17 protein-coding genes and 1 pseudogene are annotated in these 22,515 nt (G+C 67.8%); 10 read left to right on the top strand and 8 right to left on the bottom strand.

The window, feature by feature from the left end; translation table 11 throughout:
- Positions 1-903: 903 nt before the first annotated feature.
- Positions 904-1,638, bottom strand: coding sequence for an aminoglycoside 3'-phosphotransferase (locus tag ACFMQL_RS23425; RefSeq protein WP_364070909.1), 735 nt, complete (start codon positions 1,636-1,638; stop codon positions 904-906).
- A 221-nt stretch (positions 1,639-1,859) separates the two neighbouring features.
- Here ACFMQL_RS23425 and ACFMQL_RS23420 point away from each other — a divergent pair, with 221 nt between their 5' ends.
- Positions 1,860-2,357: a DUF402 domain-containing protein gene (locus tag ACFMQL_RS23420; protein ID WP_364070907.1), complete on the top strand. Its 498-nt coding sequence runs from the start codon at positions 1,860-1,862 to the stop codon at positions 2,355-2,357.
- 130 nt (positions 2,358-2,487) lie between these two features.
- Here the strand turns inward: ACFMQL_RS23420 and ACFMQL_RS23415 are convergent, their stop codons facing one another.
- Together ACFMQL_RS23415 and ACFMQL_RS23410 are read right to left on the bottom strand one after the other, a co-directional pair.
- The gene (locus ACFMQL_RS23415; protein ID WP_364070904.1) at positions 2,488-3,129 is read right to left on the bottom strand and encodes a response regulator transcription factor; all 642 of its coding nucleotides are present in this window, start codon (positions 3,127-3,129) and stop codon (positions 2,488-2,490) included.
- Positions 3,126-4,334, bottom strand: coding sequence for a sensor histidine kinase (locus ACFMQL_RS23410; RefSeq protein WP_364070903.1), 1,209 nt, complete (start codon positions 4,332-4,334; stop codon positions 3,126-3,128). The genes ACFMQL_RS23415 and ACFMQL_RS23410 overlap by 4 nt, the downstream gene beginning before the upstream one ends.
- Before the next feature lie 112 nt (positions 4,335-4,446).
- On the opposite strand from ACFMQL_RS23410, the pseudogene ACFMQL_RS23405 reads away from it, so the two are divergent.
- Both ACFMQL_RS23405 and ACFMQL_RS23400 read left to right on the top strand, forming a co-directional pair.
- A pseudogene (locus ACFMQL_RS23405) lies at positions 4,447-5,094 on the top strand (ABC transporter ATP-binding protein); the annotation flags it as partial.
- Between the two features lie 610 nt (positions 5,095-5,704).
- Positions 5,705-6,736, top strand: coding sequence for an ABC transporter permease subunit (locus ACFMQL_RS23400; protein ID WP_378787020.1), 1,032 nt, complete (start codon positions 5,705-5,707; stop codon positions 6,734-6,736).
- A 94-nt stretch (positions 6,737-6,830) separates the two neighbouring features.
- On the opposite strand, the gene ACFMQL_RS23395 is transcribed toward ACFMQL_RS23400, so the two are convergent.
- Complete coding sequence (locus tag ACFMQL_RS23395; RefSeq protein WP_364070898.1) at positions 6,831-8,516, bottom strand: ribonuclease J; 1,686 nt, start codon at positions 8,514-8,516, stop codon at positions 6,831-6,833.
- A 54-nt stretch (positions 8,517-8,570) separates the two neighbouring features.
- Complete coding sequence (gene dapA / locus ACFMQL_RS23390) at positions 8,571-9,488, bottom strand: 4-hydroxy-tetrahydrodipicolinate synthase (RefSeq protein ID WP_364070896.1); 918 nt, start codon at positions 9,486-9,488, stop codon at positions 8,571-8,573.
- Between the two features lie 900 nt (positions 9,489-10,388).
- Between dapA and ACFMQL_RS23385 the strand changes: the two genes are divergently transcribed.
- From ACFMQL_RS23385 to ACFMQL_RS23375, 3 genes are all read left to right on the top strand, one after another.
- Positions 10,389-11,105, top strand: coding sequence for a GntR family transcriptional regulator (locus ACFMQL_RS23385; protein WP_364070894.1), 717 nt, complete (start codon positions 10,389-10,391; stop codon positions 11,103-11,105).
- Positions 11,106-12,549: 1,444 nt separating this feature from the next.
- Positions 12,550-13,206, top strand: a complete 657-nt coding sequence (locus tag ACFMQL_RS23380; protein WP_364069723.1) for a DNA repair protein RadC — start codon at positions 12,550-12,552, stop codon at positions 13,204-13,206.
- A gap of 1,403 nt (positions 13,207-14,609) precedes the next feature.
- Positions 14,610-15,182 (top strand): GntR family transcriptional regulator, encoded by a 573-nt coding sequence (locus ACFMQL_RS23375; RefSeq protein WP_378787018.1) that lies wholly within the window; start codon positions 14,610-14,612, stop codon positions 15,180-15,182.
- A 1,226-nt stretch (positions 15,183-16,408) separates the two neighbouring features.
- Here ACFMQL_RS23375 and ACFMQL_RS23370 read toward each other — a convergent pair.
- The gene (locus ACFMQL_RS23370; RefSeq protein WP_364069727.1) at positions 16,409-17,431 is read right to left on the bottom strand and encodes a hypothetical protein; all 1,023 of its coding nucleotides are present in this window, start codon (positions 17,429-17,431) and stop codon (positions 16,409-16,411) included.
- Positions 17,432-17,784: 353 nt separating this feature from the next.
- On the opposite strand from ACFMQL_RS23370, the gene ACFMQL_RS23365 reads away from it, so the two are divergent.
- The 4 genes from ACFMQL_RS23365 to ACFMQL_RS23350 all read left to right on the top strand — a co-directional run bounded on the left by ACFMQL_RS23365 (position 17,785) and on the right by ACFMQL_RS23350 (position 20,839).
- Positions 17,785-18,279 carry a CGNR zinc finger domain-containing protein gene (locus tag ACFMQL_RS23365; RefSeq protein WP_364069729.1) on the top strand — a complete coding sequence of 165 codons (495 nt, stop codon included), beginning with the start codon at positions 17,785-17,787 and terminating at the stop codon, positions 18,277-18,279.
- Positions 18,280-18,443: 164 nt separating this feature from the next.
- On the top strand, positions 18,444-18,932 hold the full coding sequence (locus ACFMQL_RS23360; protein WP_364069731.1) for a GNAT family N-acetyltransferase: 489 nt from the start codon (positions 18,444-18,446) through the stop codon (positions 18,930-18,932).
- Positions 18,933-18,948: 16 nt separating this feature from the next.
- Positions 18,949-19,824 (top strand): 1,4-dihydroxy-2-naphthoate polyprenyltransferase, encoded by an 876-nt coding sequence (locus tag ACFMQL_RS23355; protein ID WP_364069733.1) that lies wholly within the window; start codon positions 18,949-18,951, stop codon positions 19,822-19,824.
- A gap of 301 nt (positions 19,825-20,125) precedes the next feature.
- On the top strand, positions 20,126-20,839 hold the full coding sequence (locus tag ACFMQL_RS23350) for a GAF and ANTAR domain-containing protein (RefSeq protein ID WP_378787016.1): 714 nt from the start codon (positions 20,126-20,128) through the stop codon (positions 20,837-20,839).
- A gap of 252 nt (positions 20,840-21,091) precedes the next feature.
- On the opposite strand, the gene ACFMQL_RS23345 is transcribed toward ACFMQL_RS23350, so the two are convergent.
- Positions 21,092-21,571: a GNAT family N-acetyltransferase gene (locus ACFMQL_RS23345; protein WP_364069737.1), complete on the bottom strand. Its 480-nt coding sequence runs from the start codon at positions 21,569-21,571 to the stop codon at positions 21,092-21,094.
- A 148-nt stretch (positions 21,572-21,719) separates the two neighbouring features.
- On the bottom strand, positions 21,720-22,457 hold the full coding sequence (gene dapB / locus ACFMQL_RS23340; RefSeq protein WP_364069739.1) for a 4-hydroxy-tetrahydrodipicolinate reductase: 738 nt from the start codon (positions 22,455-22,457) through the stop codon (positions 21,720-21,722).
- Positions 22,458-22,515: the final 58 nt, after the last annotated feature.

Here is a 22,515-nt window from a genome sequence, read left to right as displayed (position 1 = left end):
GCCCTCCCCACCCGGCGGGCCTGCGGTCGCGGCAAGCGCGCCTCCCGACATAACGCACCCCTCCGTCTCCCGGCTCTGGTCACCGGCTTTGGCCAACAGCAACGCTTCGGCCATGATCTTCACCATGGAACGCAACAAGTCGGGGTCCCCGGTCGGGATTTGCTACACCGACTCCCCCTTCTGACACCACACTGTTGTTCGCGGCCATCACGTGGTCTCCTTCGGTCTTGACTTGCGCCTTCGAAGGATCACGAGATGGCCGTCACCATTTGCGGCGCCATACCAGCGACCGGGCCAAACCCGTACACCACACCCAAGGCGTAAGACACAACCGTCGAACCCACACACCACACCCGAGCCGCAATCACGCAACCTCGAGCAACCGCGCCTGCCCTGATGCGCCCAGCAACCATCCCACCCACGCCAAACCCCACATCAAGGCCCCCGAGACCGCACGCCGCCTCCGCGAACTGGCGCACCCCGCCTCTCTCCATCCCACAGCCCCTGCGCCCGTCCCACGCGGCACGCGCTCGCAGCCCGCAAACTGCCAGCAAACGTCCAACCCGACGCCACTCCAGTTGACCAAGTCATACTGGTACACCACTCCCGTGGACGCAGCCCGGCTCTCCTATGCAGCGCCGACGACAGCCAGGCCCTCCAGCCCAGCAGGCCGGTCGTAGCGTGTCCATGCTCGCGTCTCTTCAGTTGGCACATCTTCTACCTGAGCACCAGAAAAGATCACCAGAACCGTACGCCCCCTCAACCGGCAGCCTCACCCCACCCCCGCGCGAACACCCCCGGTGGTGCCTCATGCCCCATCTCGCAGAAGCTGCGGCAATCTCAGCGATTCGCGAGACATTTGGTTGTTGCATCACCGATCCGAGGTTTGATCACCGCCTTGAGTCAGAGAAGCTCGTCCAGGAGCCGGTAGTAGTACATCCGTTCTTCGTCGATGTGATCGACAAGGGCGTAGGCAGAAAGAAACTCCTCCCAGGCTGTCGGGCCGTGGTCCTCGGACAAGTCCCTGTGGACGATGGCGAGGTCGCGGTACCGGTCGGCCACGCCCAGTGCCGGGACATCGATGACCACGGGCTCTCCTGAGGCGGGCACCAGCACGTTGGACGGGGTGTAGTCCCCGTGTGCGACGACGAGATCCGCGACGTGCGGGCGCGTGGCCAGCAGTCGTTCGTAGATCATCTCAGGAGTCAGCCCGATATGGTCGGCGTCGAAGTCGTCCGGGTCCACGAGGCCGTCACGGATATTGGCGCGGGCACGTTCGAGAACCGCTGGCAGTCCGCCATCGAAGGGACACTCGGTGACAGGTAACTCGTGCAGCATGCGTAGCGTCCGGCCCAGCACAGCGCCTATGTCGGCGGGAGCGGCGGCTTCTGAAGACGGAGCGCCCACGTCGGCGATAACGAGGACGTCGTCTTCAAAGGCGACCACCTCAGGGACGGGAACGCGTCCATGAAGCCAGCCCAGTCGCAAGTGCTCGGCGCTGGCGAGGGGGCCGTGCTTGACGTAGAACACCTTCGAACCTGACACGACCCTCAGGGCCGTACCACTGGCTCCTTCGTGGTCGGTCGACCAGGAGGCGTCCTGACCGATCAACCGGCGAAGTCGGTCTGGGAGCTGCATAATCACATCCTCATTCAATCTGCTGCATCGCAGGCAAGGGTGGCCCGCAAGCCAACGAGGTGGACATCTCAACCCCGATCAAGGTCGATGAGCCGACATGAGCACCGCCACCGCGTCGATTCCGCTCAGCGCACGAGTACGACTCTCACTCGCGTACGAATGCGACGGCCTCCGCCCCGAGTTCCGTGTGAGCCACGCCGGCTCCGGATACGTATCACTTCATGAACGATGTGCGAATCGTCTACCGAAAGTACGGCGGCGCACTGCACTGGAACCACCCCGGCCGCCTGCTCGGTGAAGACGAGCACGGCGTCTGGGTGAAGGTCCCAGACGGGACGTTAGCCAGAAAGGGCGATGACCCGCCTGTCTGCTGGAAGACTCCGGTGACCATGCTGTTCCCCCGAAACGCCTGGTGGACCGCTTCCTTCCACGTGCCGCCCCAAAGAAGCGAGCTCTACGTCGACGTCACAACAGTCCCCGAGTGGCGGGACGACGAGGTCACCATGCTCGACCTCGACCTGGACGTCATCAAGATGCGAGACGGGCGCATCATTCTCGACGACGAAGACGAGTTCGCCGAGCATCAACTGCTTCTCAATTACCCGACTGATTTGATCACACAAGCAGAGAAATCAGCCCGCTGGTTGCTCAACGCAGTCAGCAAAGGCCAAGGCCCATTTGGCGGCGCACACTTGGCTTGGCAAACGAAAACATCCTGAACGCTTCAAACTAAGAGACTCGGGCGACGAAGACCGACGATACCCATAACCGCGACCGCTAGGAACCCTCCGCTCGTAGCGGTGAGCCAAGGCCGGTGCGTCCGGCCGCCGCGAGCTGCTCCGCAGCATATCACCGGGCAGCCGTAACCAACCCACTCTCATACGCTGTGATAACGAGCTGCGCTCTATCCCGCGCTTCCAACTTGGCCAGCAGCCGGGTGATATGCGTCTTCACCGTCGCCAAACTCACGTGCAGGTGAGCCGCGATCTCGTTATTTGACAGGCCTCTCGCAATCAACACTAACACTTCCTTCTCCCGCTCGGTCACACCATTTAGCCCTTTCACCCTTGGCATAACCGGCGTACGAGTGAACTCTTCGATCAGCCGGCGCGTCACCGCAGGCGCCAGCAGTGCGTCCCCGCGCGCGATCACGCGTACGGCCTCGAGAAGGTCCGCAGGCGGCGTGTCCTTAAGCAGAAATCCGCTGGCACCGGCACGGAGCGCGTCATACACATATGCATCGAGGTCGAACATCGTCACGACGAGCACCCGAGAAACGTCTTTGATCCGACGCGTAGCCTCAATGCCATCCATTTCCGGCATTCGTACGTCCATAAGCACCACATCCGGTCGCTGCGCCAAAGCGACCTCAACGGCCTCCGCCCCGTTCGACGCCTCGCCCACCACCTCCAGATCAGGCTCTGCATCGACCAGTACCGTGAAACTCCCCCTGATCAGAGCCTGATCATCGGCGACGACCACGCGAATCAAGAAACCTCCTCATAGGGCAATGTTGCGAAAACCCGAAAACCCCGGTCAGGACGGTTTCCGGCCTCGAACGTGCCGCCGTACATCATGACCCGCTCCCGCATGCCGATCAGGCCATGCCCGGAACCCTCTGCGGGAGGCGAAGCCCGTCTCCCCGGGCCGTCGTCGAGTACCTCGATCCGTACCTCCTTCTCATCCACCGTCACGGACACGCGGCACCGAGCGGGTGCGGCGTGCTTGGCCACGTTCGTAAGCGCCTCCTGCACGATGCGGTAGACCGACAGCCCAACGCCCTCCGGCAGCCGCGCCCAATCCCCGGCACTGCTCGCCGCCGAGCCGCCGGGCGCAGTATCCGGCATGAAGCGAAGGTCGAGCTCCGCCTCCACCCCCGCCAGCCGCGCTTGCTCCACCAGCCCCTCGATGCCTTCCGGTCCGGGTGCCGGCGCGCGCTCGGGCGCCTCCGACGACCGCAGCACGCCGAGCAGGTGACGCATCTCTACAAGCGCGCTCCGGCTGGCCGTCTCGATCACGCGCAGGGCTTCGTGAGCCTCTTGCGGCCTGGACGCCAGGACGTGATTGGCGACCCCCGCCTTAATGGCGATCAGCCCCACGTTGTGCGTGACCACGTCGTGCAGCTCGCGAGCCAGTCGTAACCTCTCCTCGGTAACGGCCTGCGCGGCCAGTCTCCCGGCCTCACGCGCCGCGTAAGATCTGCGCTCTTGCACGGCTCTGCCGATCGTCCACGCCCCGCCCAGCGCTCCGATGCCCCATAGCGGCTGGTCGAGGTGTGCCACCCAGCCGGGGGCGCCCGTCTGCGACGTGCCCGCCACCGTCAGCCCCAGGACGGTGACCAGGCTCACCGCCGCGATGGCCGACGTCGGCACCGCGGCACCGAGCCTGTCGGACAGGGCGACGATGTACAACGCGTACGCGGGCGCCAGATAGGCGTGCCCCACCGCACCCGCCAGCGCGGTGTAGAGAGCGAGCACCAGCGTGAAGCAGAAGACGGGCATGGGCCACACCCTGCGCAGGGTGAGCGGCAGGCCCAGCGCCAGCGGGAGCGCCACGCGCATCCACGGCGGCATCGTCACGACGTTGGCCATGACCGTGAACAACAGGAACGCCAGGCACAGCCCCGCCACTAGATCGAGCGCGACCAGCTGGCGCAGGCTCAGCCGCCTGGCGAAGAAGGGATGCGTGTCGTTCACGCGTTGAACCGTAGCCGCTGCGGCGGCGCGGCACGTCAACCCAGGGTCTGACGTTGAAGTTCGGACCGTGGTCCGACGCGCCGGCACGCCGCCGCCCAGCATTCTTTTCGGCGTGATCGAAGTCCAGCACCTGACGAAGCGCTACGGCGCCACCCTCGCCGTCGACGACCTGTCCTTCACGGTCGACCCCGGTCATGTCACCGGCTTCCTCGGGCCCAATGGCGCAGGCAAATCCACCACGATGCGCCTGATCCTCGGCCTCGACGCGCCGACCTCGGGCCGGGCTCTGGTCAACGGCCGCCCTTATACGTCGCTGCGCAGGCCGATGCACGAGGTCGGCGCGCTCCTTGACGCGAGCGCGGTCCATGGGGGCCGCAGCGCCTACGACCACCTGCTGAGCCTGGCTCTCACCAACGGCATCGGCTCCAAGCGCGTCTCCGACGTGCTCGAGCAGGTCGGCCTGGCGAGCGTGGCGCGCAAACGCGTGGGCGGCTTCTCGTTGGGCATGAAACAGCGGCTCGGCATCGCGTCCGCGCTGCTGGGCGACCCCGGTGTGCTGATCTTCGACGAGCCGGTCAACGGTCTCGACCCCGACGGCGTGCGCTGGATTCGCGACCTCATGCGCGGCCTGGCCGCCGAGGGCCGCACGATCCTGCTCTCCAGCCACCTCATGAGCGAGATGGCCCTCACCGCCGAGCACATCGTCATCCTCGGCGGTGGCCGACTCATCACGCAGACCACCGTCGCCGAGCTGACGGCCCGCTACTCCTCGCTCGAAGACGCCTACCTCGCCCTGACCGCCGGCGACGTTCGCTACGGAGCCGCCCGATGACACCGGTCCTCACAGGTGGGCGGCGACTCCTTACCGCCCTGGGCACCGCTGGACCTGCCGTTCGCCAGCACCGCGGGCCGCACTGGCCCTGCCGCTCATCACCACCCCGGGCAACGCTGGCCCTGCCGCTCATCGCCGCCCAAGGTCGCACCGGCTGTGCCCCTCGCGTGCCGATCGTCGCCCTCGCGGTCGGATCCCTCGCGCTCAGGCGGGGCGACGCACGATCGCGTCCCTGCCGAGAGCGAGTACAACGTCGCGGCCAGCCTTTGCTGCCGCACATGTCATCCCCTGACCAACCCCCGCACGATTGCGACCGACGCACCACTGATGCACGCCCCACCCGTTACCAGCCAACACACATCACGGTCGGCCTTCCGCCGACACGCAACCCAGCCTCTGATCGGCCCGCACGCATCGCGACAGGCGCTCCACCGTCACACAAACCCGATCCCTTACCGACGCACACGCATCTGAGAGATACCGCCGACGCTCCCTGGTCGCGACCAGCCCATCATCACGATCAGCGCTCCACCGTCACATGCCCCTGACTCTGACCGGCCCGCACGCATCGCAACCGGCCACCCGTCGGCGCACTACCCGGCCCGTGACCAGTCACCCCATCGCGACCAGCCACCCGCTGACACGCTCCCCAGCCCATGACCAGCCCAGCATCCCGACCAGCACGCCACCGACCAACAACCCGACGACCCTCAATCGCCCCGCATGCGTCCCTCATCGGCACTCCGCCGGCACGCAGCCGCCCCGCCTTCCTGACCAGAAAGCGCATACCAAGATGAGCGTCCTGACCTCTGAATACGTGAAGCTGCGTTCGGTCCGCTCGACCTACCTGATCGTCGGCCTGGCCCTCAGCACGATCCTCGCGGGATTCGTGCTCGCCGCCACGGCGGCGGGCACGTACGACACGGCTCCACCCGAGCGGCAGGCCGTCGCCAGGATCGCGAACCTGGAGGAGGCGTTCGTGATCGTCCCCCAGCTGGCGATGGGGGTGCTCGGCGTCCTGGCCATAACGTCCGAGTACACGACGGGCTTGATCAGGACGAGTCTGGCGATCGTGCCCCGCCGCTGGCCTTTACTGGCCGCCAAGGCGCTGACCGTCACCATCCTGTCCCTGGGAGTCGGCGCCGTCGTGGTCTTCGGCACGTACGCGGCTGCCAGGAGCGCGATCGGTGACCGGTTCTCCGGCGCCTACGCGACGGCCTTCGGCGACCGGCTGCCGCTCCTGCTGGCCCTCACTTTGACGGTGCCCGCGTTCGCGCTGCTCGGTTTGGGGTTGGGGGCGATGCTGCGTTCACCGGCGGCCGCGATCGCCGTGATCGTGGGGCTCGTCTACGTGGTCCCGATCATCGTCGGGAACGTTCCTGAGCCCTGGAGCGAGACCCTCGGGTCGTTCATGATCGGGGCACTTCCCCGCCAGCTCGTAGGCGAGACCAATGCGTCCTCGGTCTACGGCTCCCTGCTGTCCCCGCCGGCGGCCGCCACCGTGCTGATCGCGTACGCGATCGTCCCTTTGATCGCTGCCACCGCACTGCTACGCCGAAGGGATGTCTGACATGCCACATCCGAGTCGCCTGCTGCGCGCGCTCCTGCGAGCCGCCGGGCGGGTACGGCAGGTGTGGAGACCTGCCGTACCGTCCGGATGCCGCTCACACCTCGAGCACCACCGGGATGATCATCGGCCGGCGGCGGTAGGTGTCGCTCACCCAGCGGCCCACCGTACGGCGCACAACCCGGCGGATCTCCTGCATGTCGACCACGCCGTCCGCGGCCTTCTCCTCGAGGGCCCGCTGGATCTGCGGGATGAACTCGTCGAACTGCGCCGGATCGATGCCCGAGCCGCGCGCGTGGATCTCCGGCCCAGCGGTGAGCTTGCCGGTGTTGGAGTCGACCACGACCACCACGGAGATGAAGCCCTCGTCACCGAGGATCTTGCGGTCCTTCAGGGACGTGTCGGTGATCTCACCCACGGAGGAGCCGTCGACGTAGACATATCCGGCGTGGACGGCGCCCACGATCCGTGCGCGCCCGTCGACCAGGTCCACGACCACGCCGTCTTCGGCGATCACGATGTGGTCCTCGGGCACGCCGGTCAGCGCCGCGAGTTTGGCGTGCGCCCGCAGGTGACGCCACTCGCCGTGCACGGGCATGAAGTTGGAGGGGCGCGTCAGGTTGAGCACGTACAGCAGTTCACCCGCGGCCGCATGACCGGAGACGTGCACCTTGGCGTTGCCCTTGTGCACGACGCGGGCTCCCCACCTGGTCAGGCCGTTGATGACCTTGTTGACTGCGGTCTCGTTGCCGGGCACCAGCGACGAGGCCAGCAGCACGGTGTCACCCTCCGCGATGCGGATCGGGTGATCACGGTTGGCCATCCTCGACAGCGCCGCCATGGGCTCGCCCTGAGAGCCGGTGCAGATCAGCACCACGTCCTGGGGCGGCCAGTCCTCGATGTCGCGGGAGTCGACGATCAGCTCCGGCGGCACCTTGAGGTATCCGAGGTCGCGGGCCACGCCCATGTTGCGCACCATCGAGCGTCCGACGAGCGCCACCTTGCGGCCGTGCTTGGCGGCGGCGTCCATGACCTGCTGGATGCGGTGCACGTGGGAGGCGAAGCTGGCCACGATCACCCGCTGCTCGGAGGTGCGGATCACCTCGTCGATGACCGGCGCGATCTCCCGCTCGCTGGTGACGAACCCGGGCACCTCGGCGTTCGTGGAGTCGGACATCAGCAGGTCGACGCCCTCGGAGCCGAGCCTGGCGAAGCCGCCGAGGTCGGTGAGGCGGCCGTCGCTCGGCAACTGGTCCATGCGGAAGTCACCGGTGTGCAGCACGATGCCGGCGGGAGTCCTGATGGCGACGGCCAAGGCGTCGGGGATGGAGTGGTTGACCGCGAGGAACTCGCAGTCGAAGGGCCCGAAAACGTGCCGCTCGCCCTCGACGACCTCGCGTTTGACCGGCTGGATGCGGTGCTCGGTCAGCTTGGCCTCGATGAGCGCGAGCGTGAGCTTGGACCCGACGAGCGGAATGTCGCGCCGCTCGCGCAGCAGGTACGGCACCGCCCCGATGTGGTCCTCGTGGGCGTGCGTCAGCACCACGGCCTCGACGTCGTCGAGCCGGTCCCTGATGTACTCGAAGTCGGGCAGGATGAGGTCGACACCCGGCTGGTCGGGCTCGGGGAACAACACCCCGCAGTCGACGATCAGCAGGCGGCCGTCGAACTCGAAGACGGCCATGTTCCTGCCGATCTCCCCCAACCCGCCGAGCGCGACGATGCGCAGGCCGCCTTCGGGCAGCGCCGGCGGGGGGCCAAGCTCAGGATGCGGATGGCTCATGCCCGGCCCCCATGGTCAGATCTTGTTCTCAAAACTCCCGGTTCCTCCCCGTTCCTATGTGTCTGTCAACTTCACCCCGCCGGCCACCAGGCAAGCACGCAGCTCGGCGATTTGCTGTTCCGTGGCGTCCACGAGCGGCAGGCGTACCGGACCGACCGGCATGCCCACCAGGCTCAGCGCCGCCTTTGCCATGATCGCGCCGCCCGCGCGCAGCATGATCCCGTCCACGACCGGAGCCAGCTGGGTGTGCACGGCCAGGGCCTGCGCGACTTCGCCGCTCTTGTGCAGCTCGATCATGCGCGCCAGCTCGGCCCCGACCACGTGCCCGACGACGCTGACGAAGCCGGCCGCGCCGAGCGAGAGCCAGGCCAGGTTGAGCAGGTCGTCACCGGAGTAGAACGCGAGGTCGGTCGCGGTCATCACCTGACTGGCGGCGAACAGGTCGCCCTTGGCGTCCTTCACGGCCACGATGCGTTCGTGCTGGGCCAGCCGCAGCAGGGTTTCAGTCTTGATCGGTACGCCACTGCGTCCCGGAATGTCGTAGAGCATCACCGGCAGGTCCGTAGCGTCGGCCACGGCGGTGAAATGCCGATACAGCCCCTCTTGCGGCGGCTTGTTGTAGTAGGGCGTCACCACCAGCAGGCCATGGGCTCCGGCGCGGGCCGCCTGCTTGGCGAGTTCGACGCTGTGGCGGGTGTCGTTGGTCCCCGCCCCGGCGACCACGGTCGCACGGTCCCCGACCGCGTCCAGCACAGCGCTGACGATGCGCTGTTTCTCCTCATCAGAGGTGGTGGGCGACTCACCGGTCGTCCCATTGACGATCAAACCGTCGTTTCGCTGCTCGTCCACCAGATAGGTGGCAAGACGTCGCACAGCCGCGTAATCGACCTCGCCGTCGGGGGTGAACGGCGTGACCATCGCGGTCAGCATGCGGCCGAAGGGCGCGTCGGTGGTTCCAGTTGGCGATGCCATAGTGCGAACGCTACCCGGATTCAGAAATCCATTGGACGTCGCCACCCCGCTTCGCCCACCCGGAGCCGCCTTTTGCCCGCTTTCACGGGCTTCTGTACGCCTCAGTGCACGTCGCCGGACGGCTCGACCGGCCGGTGCGACGCATGTCACTCAGCATCGCCGCCCTACACACCGCACCCACCATCCGACCTGGCCACCTCATCGCAGGCTACCCAGGCACCCGCAGCACCTGAGGCAGCAGGCGACGTCCGTCCGCGGCAGCGGGTTCGCATGTGGGCCGACGTACGCACCTCACCTTGAGGGACATGCCGCTCCGGATCGGGTCCCCAGAGAGGCGTTGCGGCGAGGAAGCGCACGTACGCCTCATTCGAATCACTTGGGACATACGCCGCCTTCGCTCGAAGCCTCCACAGCGCCCCGCGAAGCAAACCTTCTGTGGCCACGACCGTCCAAGCGGTGACAATACCGCTCAAGCAGTGACATCGGCCGACCAGCCAAGACCCTGCCCACCCCCCGCCGTACGGAAGGGACCACAGGGCGAGGACACACCGCCACAAGCACGACACGACGGGCCACCAGAGCAGGCGGACCACACCAGAGGGTCAAAAGATCATCGACTTCTAGTCAAAGAAAGGCTGCCTCACCTGGCCGTACGTCACTAAGGTAGGCGGCTGTCAGGCAGGGCCGACATGGAAGAGGTCGCCGATATGTGCTCGGGGGTACACACATCGACGACCTCTATCGGAGAATCGGTCGCCCTTACACCGGCGTTACAGGGTTTCTCCAATAATTTCCCGCCATCGCAAAGTTGGGGCTCCAGCATCCCTCGATGACGGTCGGTTACCTGCCGAATACGGCAACATAGGGCAACGCCTCACACGAACCCCCAGGGATGGACTAGTGGCCACCTCAGATCCGGTCTACCTGCGTGTCGTCGAAGACATCCGGCGACAGATCACCGACGGCACCCTTCCCCCCGGCGCGCCCATTCCTTCGCGGGCGCAGCTGACCCGCAAATATCAGGTCGGCGAGACCGCCGCTCGTCACGCGCTACGTGTGCTCGCGGGCGAGGGCCTCATCATCGGCCGCGTTGGTTCGGGCCATTACGTCCGGGAACGGCCCGACTTGATCGCCTTGCACCGATGGCGTTTCCTCGACCACCCCGCCCCCTTCGCCGCAGACCTGCAGTCGCAAGGCAGGCGCGTGACATGGGACTGGCACAGCGAACTGGCCGAGGCGGGCCCCGACATCGCACGACGGCTCCACGTGCCCGAGAACGCCACGCTGACCAGAACCCGCTACGTCTTCCGCGGTGACGGCCGGCCGCTCCAACTCGCCACGTCGTACGAGATGCGGGAGTTCGCGTCCCACAGCGACGAGGACAGGCGTGGTTTCGTCACGAAGATGTACGCGCACGGCATAAAGATCACGGAGATCGTGGAAAGCGTGCACACCCGCATCCCCCGCCCGGCGGAGAGCGACGCCCTCGACCTGGCGGCCGGCGTGCACGTGCTGCATGTGGAGCGTACGCACTGGGCGGGCGATCGGCCCGTGGAGACGAGCGACATCATCATCCCGGGCGACCGGTTCCGGGTCATGTACAGCATGCCGGTCTAGATCACGATTGCCCCGCCTGTCCAGGTCGGCGAGCTCCGGGCGAGCACCTTCTCTCTCGCCCGGAGCTCCCCTTTTTCGCCCCGCATAACCCTTCACCCCCGCCCCATCCGAGACCCCACCCCACCCGCGACTCCGCACCATCGCGACCCTTTCGACTAGCTCATCAATCAACAGCGGCGCGCTGACCGTCGCCGTCCCACTACCTGGCCCCCGCGTGTCCAAGTGCGCGATAGACGATCTCCAAGATCGGCTTGATACATTCCTTGGAATGGGCCCCGTGGCTCGCCCGCCCAAGCCCATGTGCATCGCCAAGCCCATGTGCATCGCCAAGCCCATGTGCATCGCCAAGCCCATGTGCATCGCCAAGAGCAGCGCGTCGCTGAGAGCTTGCTCGTTGCCGAATCTGCTCGGCCCCTTCGACCTGCGGCAGGTGGGCTGCCACACCAAACTCTGCGCCCGCGTAGCTGCGGTTTTGCTGGGGGCGGGACGCGCGCGATCCCGCTCGCGGAGCCGCTGACGGTTCTGCTGGTAAACGGCGCCGCGCGATCCCGTGGTGCGCCGCGCGACCCCGTGGTGCGCCACGCGATCCCGTGGTACGCGGCGCCGCGCGCGATCCCGCTCGCGGCATGGACGGCTCGCGGCCTCCTAGCGGGCCCGTCGGTGCTTGTCCTCGCCGGCACGCGCCCGGAGGTCAACGAGAAGGGGCGGCCGAAGCCATCCGGCATCGACTACGAGGTCGCGGCGGAGGTCACGCTGGAACTGCACACCGGCGAGCCAGGCGTCGTCCTGGTCTCCGGCAAGCTGCTCACCGAGTTCCGTGACCGCCCACGCGAGGCGAGTGCCGGTGAGGGCACTCGAGTCCGTGCGCACGGTCGCCCCGGCTCAGTGAGGGCAGCGGCGCCGACACCAGGCCGGCCTCGTTCCCCGTCGTCTTTCTGCGCAACCGGCCACCGCAGGACTTCGTCGGCGCGGCGGTGTTGTTCGCCAGCGGGAACCTCGTGCAGAGGTTCAGGACCCGAGCAGCACAGTCAGCAGCTCACGGTCGGACCAGCGCAGTGCTGCGGGTCCCTTGTGCTTTCAGACACGCATGCGGCACTCCTGCTCGGAGCACTTGGCGTCGCGGCTTACGGAGCTCCTCCGGCCAGTGCTTCTGGATGGCCTTCCTGATGTGACCCGCGAGTGACGCCCACCGCCCGCCAGACGAAGGATTCGGCTTGCCGTTGCACCCCTGAGCGCTCGTCGGTGGAGCAAGACATGCGGCGGTCGAACAGGTGGGTGAGCGGGGGCAGAGGGGCCGCGGCACCAGCGGCATACGCCCACGCGAGGCCGTGGAAGACGGAAAGTTCGGGATGCGGGAGCCGATCGCTCGGAGCGAAAGCTGCAGGCGAATGCGCAGGTCAGAGATTGTCGGTGGCCGTTGATACAACGGGGGCGGAGGTTGCCGATGCGAGTCAAAGACCTGTCCAAAGGTGATCGGCCGCGCGAGCGGCTCATGGCCAGCGGTGCCGCTGCGCTGGCCGACCGTGAGCTGCTGGCCGTGCTGCTCGGTTCCGGGTTCCGGGGAGCGAGCGCGCTCGACCTGGCCAGCCAGGTGATCGCGCATTGTGGAGATCTCGATGGCCTGGGCCGTTCGGACCCGCACCGGTTACTCGCGCTGCCTGGGATCGGGCCGGCCAAGGCGGCACGGGTGACGGCGGCCTTCCATCTCGTACGCCGAGCGGAGGCCTGGCCTGAGCGCGAACGCATCACCAGCACGTCCGACCTCGCCCACGCCTGTGCCCCGCTGCTCCACGGCCGTACCCGGGAGCGGCTGGTCATGGTGGCGTGCGACACCGGTGGACGGGTGCTGAAGCGTGCCGTGCTGACCGAGGGCGCGAGCGATCACACGGTGCTGCCCATACGCGAGGTGATCAGGGAGGTGCTGACGGCGGGCGGCGCGGCGTTCGGGCTCGCCCACAACCATCCGGGCGGGTCGCTCGACCCGAGTCCCGAGGATCTGGAGGCCACGGCTCGGCTGCTGGAGGCGGCGGAGACGGTCGGGCTGCGGCTTCTGGATCACGTGATCATCTCGGATGGGGCCTGGAGACGCATTCCGCTATAAAGCCATTTTCCACCGGACGAGGGAGGCGGGATTCCGCAAACGGCATGATCCCGCGTATAGCGTCGAACGCCAGTTTTCCAAGGGATGACCATGAGAACCTAATCCCGCGGGTAGGCCGTTATGGACGTCAGCCGGCCATTACTCGCCTTGGACGTGGCTCCTTGCCCCCTTGAAGTCGCACGGGGCCATGTCCATGGTCCTACGCATGATTCCGGGTGAAGCCCGCGCCTCGTCAGTGGGGTTCGGGCAGGCGCGTCGCCCGGGATCATGCGGGGGACGACGCAGGGTGCGTGGGCGACGGCTGCCGTGGGCGTGCCATAGTCAGCGGTCTCCGGTGCGCTAGTACTGGACGAAGGCGCGTACCAGGCACCCATCGCACCCTTGTCACCGGGCGGGTGGCGACCCCGTCCGGTGACACTGCGTTCATCGTCCTCCCTTCACAGGGGCCGCAACAGAAAGTCGGAGTCACCGGTCGGGGAAAGACTTCACCGGAGGCTGTTCACACGGCAGACTGTTGTTGCGGCCATCGCGCTTGTAATCCTTCGAACTGCGTCTTCGGGGGACCGCGATGGCCGTCACCATTTTTTCGGATCCGGGCTTCTTCCGTACCGGGCTTCTTCCGTACCGGCTTCTTCCTGTGTCGGCTTCTTTGCACCGGCGCTTTATCGCGATCTGCGGGTAAATGTCTGGCATGCCGGTGTGCGCCTACCTCCTCGCGAAGCGACAGAACGCGAGTGGCCCTGCATAGCAGGTTGGACTCATGGGTTGCGAATTGCCGCACACTAACCGACGCTTTGCCTCGCCGCACATCTACAGGCCAAACGGACAATTACGAAGCCAGCCGACCATACCGACGGGTCGTGACTCTGTAGCGGACGGCATGGCTGCACCCACTCTTCAGCGGGCGGCTTGTCTGCGTCCACTCTTCAGTGGGCGGCATGGCTGCGCCGCTACAGTTCCGGGCGACGATGCACTGCGAGGTCCCTTGCTGCGGGCGTACTGCCGACCTTCCCGGCCATCGGGCACTGAAGGACTCCGGAACCGCCGTGCACCACACAGAGCGCCCCATCCGGACCGCTGTGCGGTCCGCGGCGGAGAACAGCGCTAAAGACGCGAAATGGCGCGGCTAGGGTGACTCCACGCCAGGTTGCAGAGCATCTTCAGGCGCGGGGCTAGGATTTTTTTCCGCTCCGTATCGCGGCGTCCATCAGGCTTCGCCTAGGAACGACGGTGAGCCCACCGTCACGTCCACCAGGGCCTTGGGCTCGAAACAAAGGTGACCTCACCATCACGTCTACCATGCCTTGTCTCGGGAACAAAGCTGACCCCACCGGGGAAATGACGCATAAGCCCTGGTTCCTAATTGGCCTTCCTGCTGCCGTTCCGTTGGATACTCTTGGGGCGTGCTGAATCGCGAGGGCGACAGATATCTCTATCTCCAGATCAGCGAGGTCATCCGGTCGCGCATCATCGCCGAACACTCGCCTGGAGACGTGATTATCAGCGAGGCGGGAATCCAGCGGGAATTCAACGTCGCGCGTACGACGGCACGCAAGGCGATTCGCGTGCTACGCAATCAAGGGCTGGTCCACACCCGGCAAGGGCAGGGCACATTCGTCAGTACACCGGGAGAAATACGACCGGTAAGCCGGAGTATACCGCTTTATCGGTATATCGCCGGAGAAATCCGGGAGCGGATAAAGGGCGGTGAACTGGTCGCCGGGCAACAGATTCCTAGCGAGATCGCGTTGGTGCGAACGTATGGGGCCGCGCGCGAGACCGTACGGCGGGCCATTTCGCTGCTGCGCGACGAGGGGTGGGTGTACAGCGTTCCCTATCGCGGCAGCTTCGTCTGCCAAGAGGAACGGTGGCCGACGACACCCGACCTCCGAGGGCCGGTTAAGGCTGCGAACAACGCGGCATCGCAGCCATCCGGCAAACACCGCGGCAAGGCGCGGCGGGGCAAGCCGAGCTAACGCGGCACAGGGCAGGGCCGGCACCCCGTACTGATGCGGTGCCGGACGCGACAGGGCGACTTGGGTTGACTTGGGCTAAGGCCACGCAAGGCGCGGCAGGGCAAAGCGCTGCAATGTCAGCGTGGCCTCCCTCCGCTCGCCGTTCCTGTGGCCGCGTGCGGCCTGTCACCCGTGTACTGCTCCTGCCCCTGCCGCTGGTAGACAACCGCTCACTCCGCCCGCGGCTACGCCAAGGGGCACGACTCGCGGACGCTGCGGTGCCCAGGGCGACGAGGGCGAAGGCGCGGTTTGCGGGTGGCCGACCGGGTGACGCGCGCGGCGGGCGCGGTGGGGCACGCAGGGCGCGCGCGGGTGCACGCAGGGCGCGGCGCTGCGCGCCCACGACGGGCGACGTTGAGGAATCCGGCTCACAGGCGGTTCGGCGACTACGGTGACGAGGCCGAAGACGCGGTTCGCTGGTGGTCGGCGCGCGAGCGTTGCGATCATGCGTCCGCTCCGAGGTGGCCAGCGCACAAGCATTGTCATCAGGCTTCCGCTCGGAGGTGACCGGCGCACCAACACTGCCATCAGGCGTCCACTCCGAGGCGACCGGCGCACCAACACTGCCATCAGGCGTCCACTCCGAGGCGACCGGCGCACCAACACTGCCATCAGGCGTCCACTCCGAGGCGACCGGCGCACCAACACTGCCATCAGGCGTCCACTCGGAGGTGGGCGGCCGCCCTAGACGGCGAGGAAGGACGGACTCATCAGCCCTTGATCACCCGAGACGGACACGGCTCGCGATGGTGGGTAGGCGGCGCACGGCAGCAGGACCGAGAAGAGGGCTTGTCGGGTGGCTGGCCGCACGGGTTGCTGGGTCCGCGGCGGCGGTGATGTCCCTGGTCACGATGGTGTGGTGATGTGGTGTCCGTCGTGATAGCCGGTGCCGGGACGCCTGGTACGGCGAGACGTCGCACAGCAGTCTGGTGCCGAGCCGGTACCGCCCGGCTGTCGCGGGCTCGTGGTCGGACAGCATCCAGGCCGGGCAGTATCCGGGCTGGACAGCCCCGCCCAGACGGCAGCCAGTCCAGACAGCGCTCAGGGCGGTCGGCTTCAGGTCGATGAGCGCCCGATCAGTCAGCGGGAGGTACGCGGCTCACCCGGCGCGTCGAGAGTCCGCACGATCGCAGGTCTGGTCCATACGCGGCCATGCTACGAGCCATACGCGGCCATGCTACGAGGCGCTAGAAGACCGGGATGATGTCCTCCGGGTCGACGACGTCTACCTGCACGCCTTCTAGGTCGAGCTCCGGGATGGCGGGGAAGTCGATCCCCCAGCGCTCGACGATGGCGCGTACGTGGGCCATGGCGATCCGCCAGTTCTCGGCCTGCTCCTCGTACGACAGCACCCCTAGCCCGGCCTGCCGGGCGTGGCCCATGAGGACGCGGTGGTTGGGCAGGAAGTACGGCGGGAGCTCCCAGAAGCCCTCAGGGGGCTCCCAGAGGATCATGCTGAGGAAGACGAACCCGGCTCTGAGCTGACGGGTGATGAGGACGCGGGTGTCATCGGTGAGGCCGGGCCACTCGTTCTCCAGGATGGTCATGCAGATCTGGAGGTGGCGGGACTCGTCGCGGCCGATGCGCTGGAACATTTCGCTGAAGACAGGATGGCGGGTGCCCGAGGCCATGCCGCGGAAGAGCGTGGAGGCGGCCATCTCGCCCATCATGAAGCTGGTGAACAGGACCGGCAGGGAGTACCGGCCGACGGCGGCGCTGTAGCCGTTCCAGTAGCGGCCGCCGTTGTGATAGAGCCAGCCGATGTTGTTGTGGGCGGCGGCTTCGAGGTCGTCGGACGGGGTCCAGTCGAGGGGGCCGCCGGGCCACAGGCGGGCGATGGTGCGCTGGCAGCACTCCTCGTGGTTCATCTCGTCGCGGGTGATCGAGAAGAAGCACTTCCTGACCGGGTCCTCTTCGTGTCGCTCGAACGCCTGGATGGTGGCGCGGGCGAAGACGGCGGGGCCGGAGGCGTCGAAGTTGGCGAGCACGGAGAACCAGTACATGATGCCGAGCCGCTGCTCGCGGGTGAACTCGCCGGGGTCCAGGGCGTCCCAGGGCAGGTCGGCGGGGTTCCAGACGACGCGCTTCGACTTCTCGTAGATGGCGGCGAGCTTCTCGGTCTCGACTCGCCATTCCATCGGGTAGATGTTGGGCTGTGGGATGTCCGGCGCCGGCCAGAAGCCGCCGTCCGGGATCGTGAGGTCCGCCATGGTGACACCTTCTCTCCCCTCCTGCCTTTCCCATCCTGAGCGGCGTTATCGCAGGCAGGCATCTCACGCAGGCATCTCACGCAGGCATCGCACACAGCCGACGCAGGCAGTCATCGCACGCATGTCATCGCAGGTAGTCGTCGCGGGCATAGGACGCCGCGCCGCACGTCGGCGTCGCTTCGCCACGACCATCGCGGGCGGTCTCGCGGCCCGGCCTCACGATCACACCGAGAACGTGTGCGGCACCCCACGGTCATCGAAAAGACGCCACGTTCACGACGCCGGCCCACCTGCTGATCATGATGCCCGCTACGCGCAGTAGAGTGACTGACATGCCGTTCTCCACGGAGCTCGTGCGCGACTTCGTGAACACCTTCGACGTCGAAACCCAGGCGGACGAGCTGTCCTCCCCCTCGGAGCTGGCCCTGTGGCTGCGCGAGCGCGGCCTGGCCGGCGCCCACGACCGCGCGACCGACGACGACCTGCGGATCGCTCACGAGCTGCGTGAGGGCCTGCGGGCGGCGCTCAGGCGCGAGGCGGCCGACCTGCCGCAGCTCCCTCTGCGGGTGCTGGTGACTCCGGAGGAGGGTCCGGGTCTGGTTCCGGTGGCGGACGGCGTGCGGGGCGGGCTGGCGCGTATCGCCGCGGCGGTCATGACGGCGTCGTGGGACCGGCTGAAGGTGTGCGCGGAGGGAACGTGCCAGTGGGCGTTCATCGACTCGTCGAAGAACCGTTCCCGCTCGTGGTGTTCCATGAGGGTTTGCGGCAACCGGACCAAGACACGCGCTTACCGGGCGAGGAAGCGGGGTTCGCGTCGTCCTCAAGGGTCAAACACCGATACGGTGTAACTCGTGCCTTGTGGCATGAACGGCAGGCGAAGGAGCGGGCCGAGATGGCAGACGTAGGCGTCCGGGCGGCCCGGCGCGAGGATGTGCTCCAGGTTGCGAACACTCAGATCCGCGCCTGGCGCTATGGCTATCGGGATTTCCTCCCGGAAGGTCCACTCGAGCAGATGACCGGCGCGGCGGCCGAGAAGATGTGGCTGCGCCAGTGGGACGAGGCGATCGCCGCCCCGCCCAGCCCCATGCATCGGGTGCTGGTGGCGGTGGAGACCATCCTCGACACCGAGGGCTTCCCCGCCCTCGGCGCGGGTGGCAGCGCCGCGCTGGTCACTCCTCGTGGTGGTGAACGTGTGGTGGGGCTGGCCTCTCATGCGCCGGCCGAGGACCCCGACCTCGACCCCAGCGTGACGGCCGAGATGCTGACGCTGCTGGTCGATCCCGACTTCGTACGCCGGGGTCATGGCAGCCGCCTGCTCAACGCGACCGTCGACTACCTCAGGGAGGACGGCTTCCGGCAGATCGTCACGTGGGTGTTCGCCGATAATTACGCTGTGCTCGGTTTCCTGGAGTCGGCCGGTTGGGGCGAGGACATGGCCGAGCGCGTGCTCGACATGGGCCGCCCGATCAGGATGATCCGGCTCGCCACCGACATCAGCTAGAGGTTGAGGAACGAACATGGCAACCCCCGGCCAGTGGATCGCCGGCGCACGCCCGCGCACGCTGCCTAACGCGATCGTGCCCGTCATGGTGGGCACCGGCGTGGCGATCGGCGAGGGCGGCTTCGTGTGGTGGCGGGCGGTCCTGGCGCTGTTCGTGGCGCTGTCGCTGCAGATCGGCGTCAACTACGCCAACGACTACAGCGACGGCATCCGCGGCACCGACGACCAGCGGGTCGGCCCGATGCGGCTGGTCGGCTCGCGGGTGGCGCCGCCGAAGCAGGTGCTGGCGGCGGCGCTGGGCTCGTTCGCGGTCGCGGCGGTGCTGGGGCTCGTGCTGGTGCTGGTCACGCAGGCGTGGTGGGTGCTGCTCGTGGGTGCGGCGGCCATCGCGGCTGCCTGGTTCTACACCGGCGGCAAGCATCCGTACGGCTACCGCGGGCTCGGCGAGCTGGCCGTCTTCGTGTTCTTCGGCATCGTGCCGGTGGTGGGCACCGCGTACGTGCAGACCGAGCAGCTGAGCTGGGCGGCGCTGATCGCCTCGATCCCGGTGGGCCTGCTGTCGTGCTCGATGCTGGTGGTCAACAACCTGCGCGACGTCGTCACCGACGGCGAGTCGGGCAAGCGCACGCTGGCGGTGCGGCTGGGCGCCGAGCGCACCCGTACGCTCTACGTGGCCTGCCAGGTCATCCCGTACGTGGTGGCGCTGGCGATGGTGCCGATCACGCCGTGGGCGGCGCTGGCGCTGCTGGCTGCGCCGCTGGCGGCGGCCCCGATCAAGGCGGTGCTGAGGAAGGCCGTGGGTCCTGCGCTCATCACGGTGCTGCAGCAGACGGGCAAGCTGCAGATGGCGTACGGCGCGCTCTTCGCGGTGGGGCTGGCCCTCGTCTTCTGACCGGCGAACCGGCCCGCGGGCGCTCGCCCGGTCATCAAGTCGCCCGGTCATCAACCCGGTCGCCCGGTCATCAAGTCGCCGGTCGCTGACCTCGGCGGGCGAGCGACCATTCGGCGATAGACGGCGGCCCGGCGCGCGTCCTGACGATTGGGCTCGACGAGGCAGGGCAGGCACCGGCCCGCAAGAGCCGGGCTCCATGGGCAACGAGCGGCCACTGCCGAGGTCAGGCGTTTGACCCTCGTAGGGGCGCGCGTGAGCCGTTAGCCTTAGGGCACGAGCACGCCGACGAGCGCGAGGGATCATGGCCGAACGGGCCAGCGTGCCCACCGACATCGAGGAGTTCGAGCGCGCACTCGCCGAGTGCGTGGCCATCGCCAGGCGGGCGATGCCCGACTCCCCCATGCTGAGCATCGTGCTGCGCCGCCCCGGCGAGCTGTCCACGGTGGCCAGCTCCGACGGGCTCGCCGAGCTGCTGGACGGCGTGCAGCGCGCCACGGGGCAGGGCCCGCTGCTCGACGTGATCGAGGGCGGAGGGCCGGTGACGTCGCTCGACCTGCGGGCCGAGTCGCGCTGGCCGCGGTTCCTGGCGGCGGCCGAGCAGGTGCGCGGGGTGCACTGCGAGCCGCTGGAGTCGCAGGGGGCGCTGCTCGGCGTCCTGACGCTCTACTCGCGCCGTCCCGGCGGGTTCGCCGACGAGACGTGGGTGGCGATGCGCGTGACGGCGGCGCACGTGGGAGTGCTGTTCCGGGCGGCGCTGGACGTGGCCCGCATGCGCGAGGTGGCCGGCCAGCTCAAGGAGGCGCTGACCACCCGGGCGGTGATCGATCAGGCGCTCGGCATCGTCATGGCGCAGCGCCGGTGCACGGCGGGGCAGGCGTTCGAACTGCTCCGGCAGATCTCGCAGGACCGCAACGTCAAGGTGCACCAGATCGCGGCCTCGATCGTGGAGAAGGTGAGCGGCGAGCCGCCCAAGCGCTCCCGCTTCGAAGAGCCGCCCCAACGCGCCCCAGGCTAGCCGGGCAACCCCGCCACGCCCCGGACAACGCGGCGGGCTGAGGAGGCGATGCCCAAGACGGCATGGCAGGCTGAAGAAGCGACGCCCCAGACGCCACCGCACACTGAGGAAGCGACGCCCCAGACGCCACCGCACGCTGAGGAAGCGACGCCCTAAACGGCACCGCACGCTGAGGAAGCGACGCCCTAAACGGCATGGCAGGCTGAGGAGGCGACGCTCTAGACGGCGTAGCGGGCTGAAGAAGCCGCACCTTCAGGTGGCGTGGTGCATGACGACGCGCGGCGCGACCTCGATCCCGAGCTCCCGCTCATGCGCCACCAGCTCCCGCATCTCCGGCCCCCACGCGCCTTCAGGCAGCACGGAGAAGCCGTTGCGGGCGTACCAGAGGGCGTTCCACGGCACGTCCCTGAACGTCGTCAGCGTCACGCCGGGCGCTCCGCAGGCGCGCGCGTGGTCGAGCACGGCCGCCACGAGCCGCCCGCCGATGCCCTGCCGCATGCGCTCGGGACGTACGGCGAGCTGGTCGAGATGGACGTTGCCGTCGACCTGGCCGATGAGCGCGAACCCGGCGGGCGGGGTGCCCTCGACCAGCACCGACCCGGGATCGGTGACCTCTTCGATCATGGTGGTGCCGGGCGGGAACACGATGCCGACCTGCTCGAACAGCCGGTCGGCGGCCAGCTCGATCGGCACCAGTTCTGCCAGCTCGTCCTTCTCAGCCCATCGCACCATGACGACACGTTCTCATGTTTCGGGCGAACCTCGCCGCGCATATTAGGGTTGAAGATCGTAGGCCCGGCTGTGCGGAGCCGGGACCCTCTCCTCACGACGTGCCCACGTCCGCGTGTGCGAGCGTGGGCACGTCGTGTGCAACCGAGCGCTAGAGGTCGAGCAGCGGCTCCAGGCCCACGGTGAGGCCGGGCAGCTCGCGTACGCGGCGCACGCCGAGCAGCACGCCGGGCGTGAACGCGGCCCTGCTCATCGTGTCGTGGCGGATCGTCAGGATTTCGCCGTCGCCGCCGAGCAGCACCTCCTGGTGGGCGATCAGCCCCGACAGGCGCACCGCGTGGACGTGGACGCCACCGACCTCGGCTCCGCGGGAGCCGTCGAGCGCGGTGGTGGTCGCGTCGGGCATCGCCCCCAGCCCGGCCTTGGCGCGCGCCTCGGAGATCAGCTCGGCGGTACGCCGGGCCGTGCCGGACGGCGCGTCGGCCTTGTTGGGGTGGTGCAGCTCGACGATCTCGGCCGACTCGAAGTAGCGGGCGGCCTGCTGCGCGAAGTGCATCATGAGGACGGCGGCGATGCCGAAGTTGGGGGCGATCAGGCAGTTGGTGCCCGGGTTGGCCGCCAGCCACCCGCGTACGGTCTCGAGCCGTTCCTCGGTGAAGCCGGTGGTGCCCACCACCGGGTGGATGCCGTGGCCGATGGCCCATTCGAGGTTGCCCATCACCACGTCGGGATGGGTGAAGTCGACCACCACCTCGGCGCCCGCGAGCTGCTCGATGGAGTCGTCCTTGTCGAGCGCGGCCACCAGCTCCATGTCGCCGGCCGCCTCGACCGCCTTGCACACCTCGACGCCCACACGTCCCCGGGCGCCCAGCACTCCTACCCTGATCACAGAGCGAGCCTATCGTGCCGCCGCCCCGCCGTCGTCGCAGGCGGGGCGGAGGCGGGGC

This window comes from Nonomuraea fastidiosa (assembly GCF_042751225.1).
GTDB lineage: Bacteria > Actinomycetota > Actinomycetes > Streptosporangiales > Streptosporangiaceae > Nonomuraea > Nonomuraea fastidiosa.
Note: the sequence above shows the minus strand (reverse complement) of the source record. Positions and strands in the feature narration are given on the sequence as shown.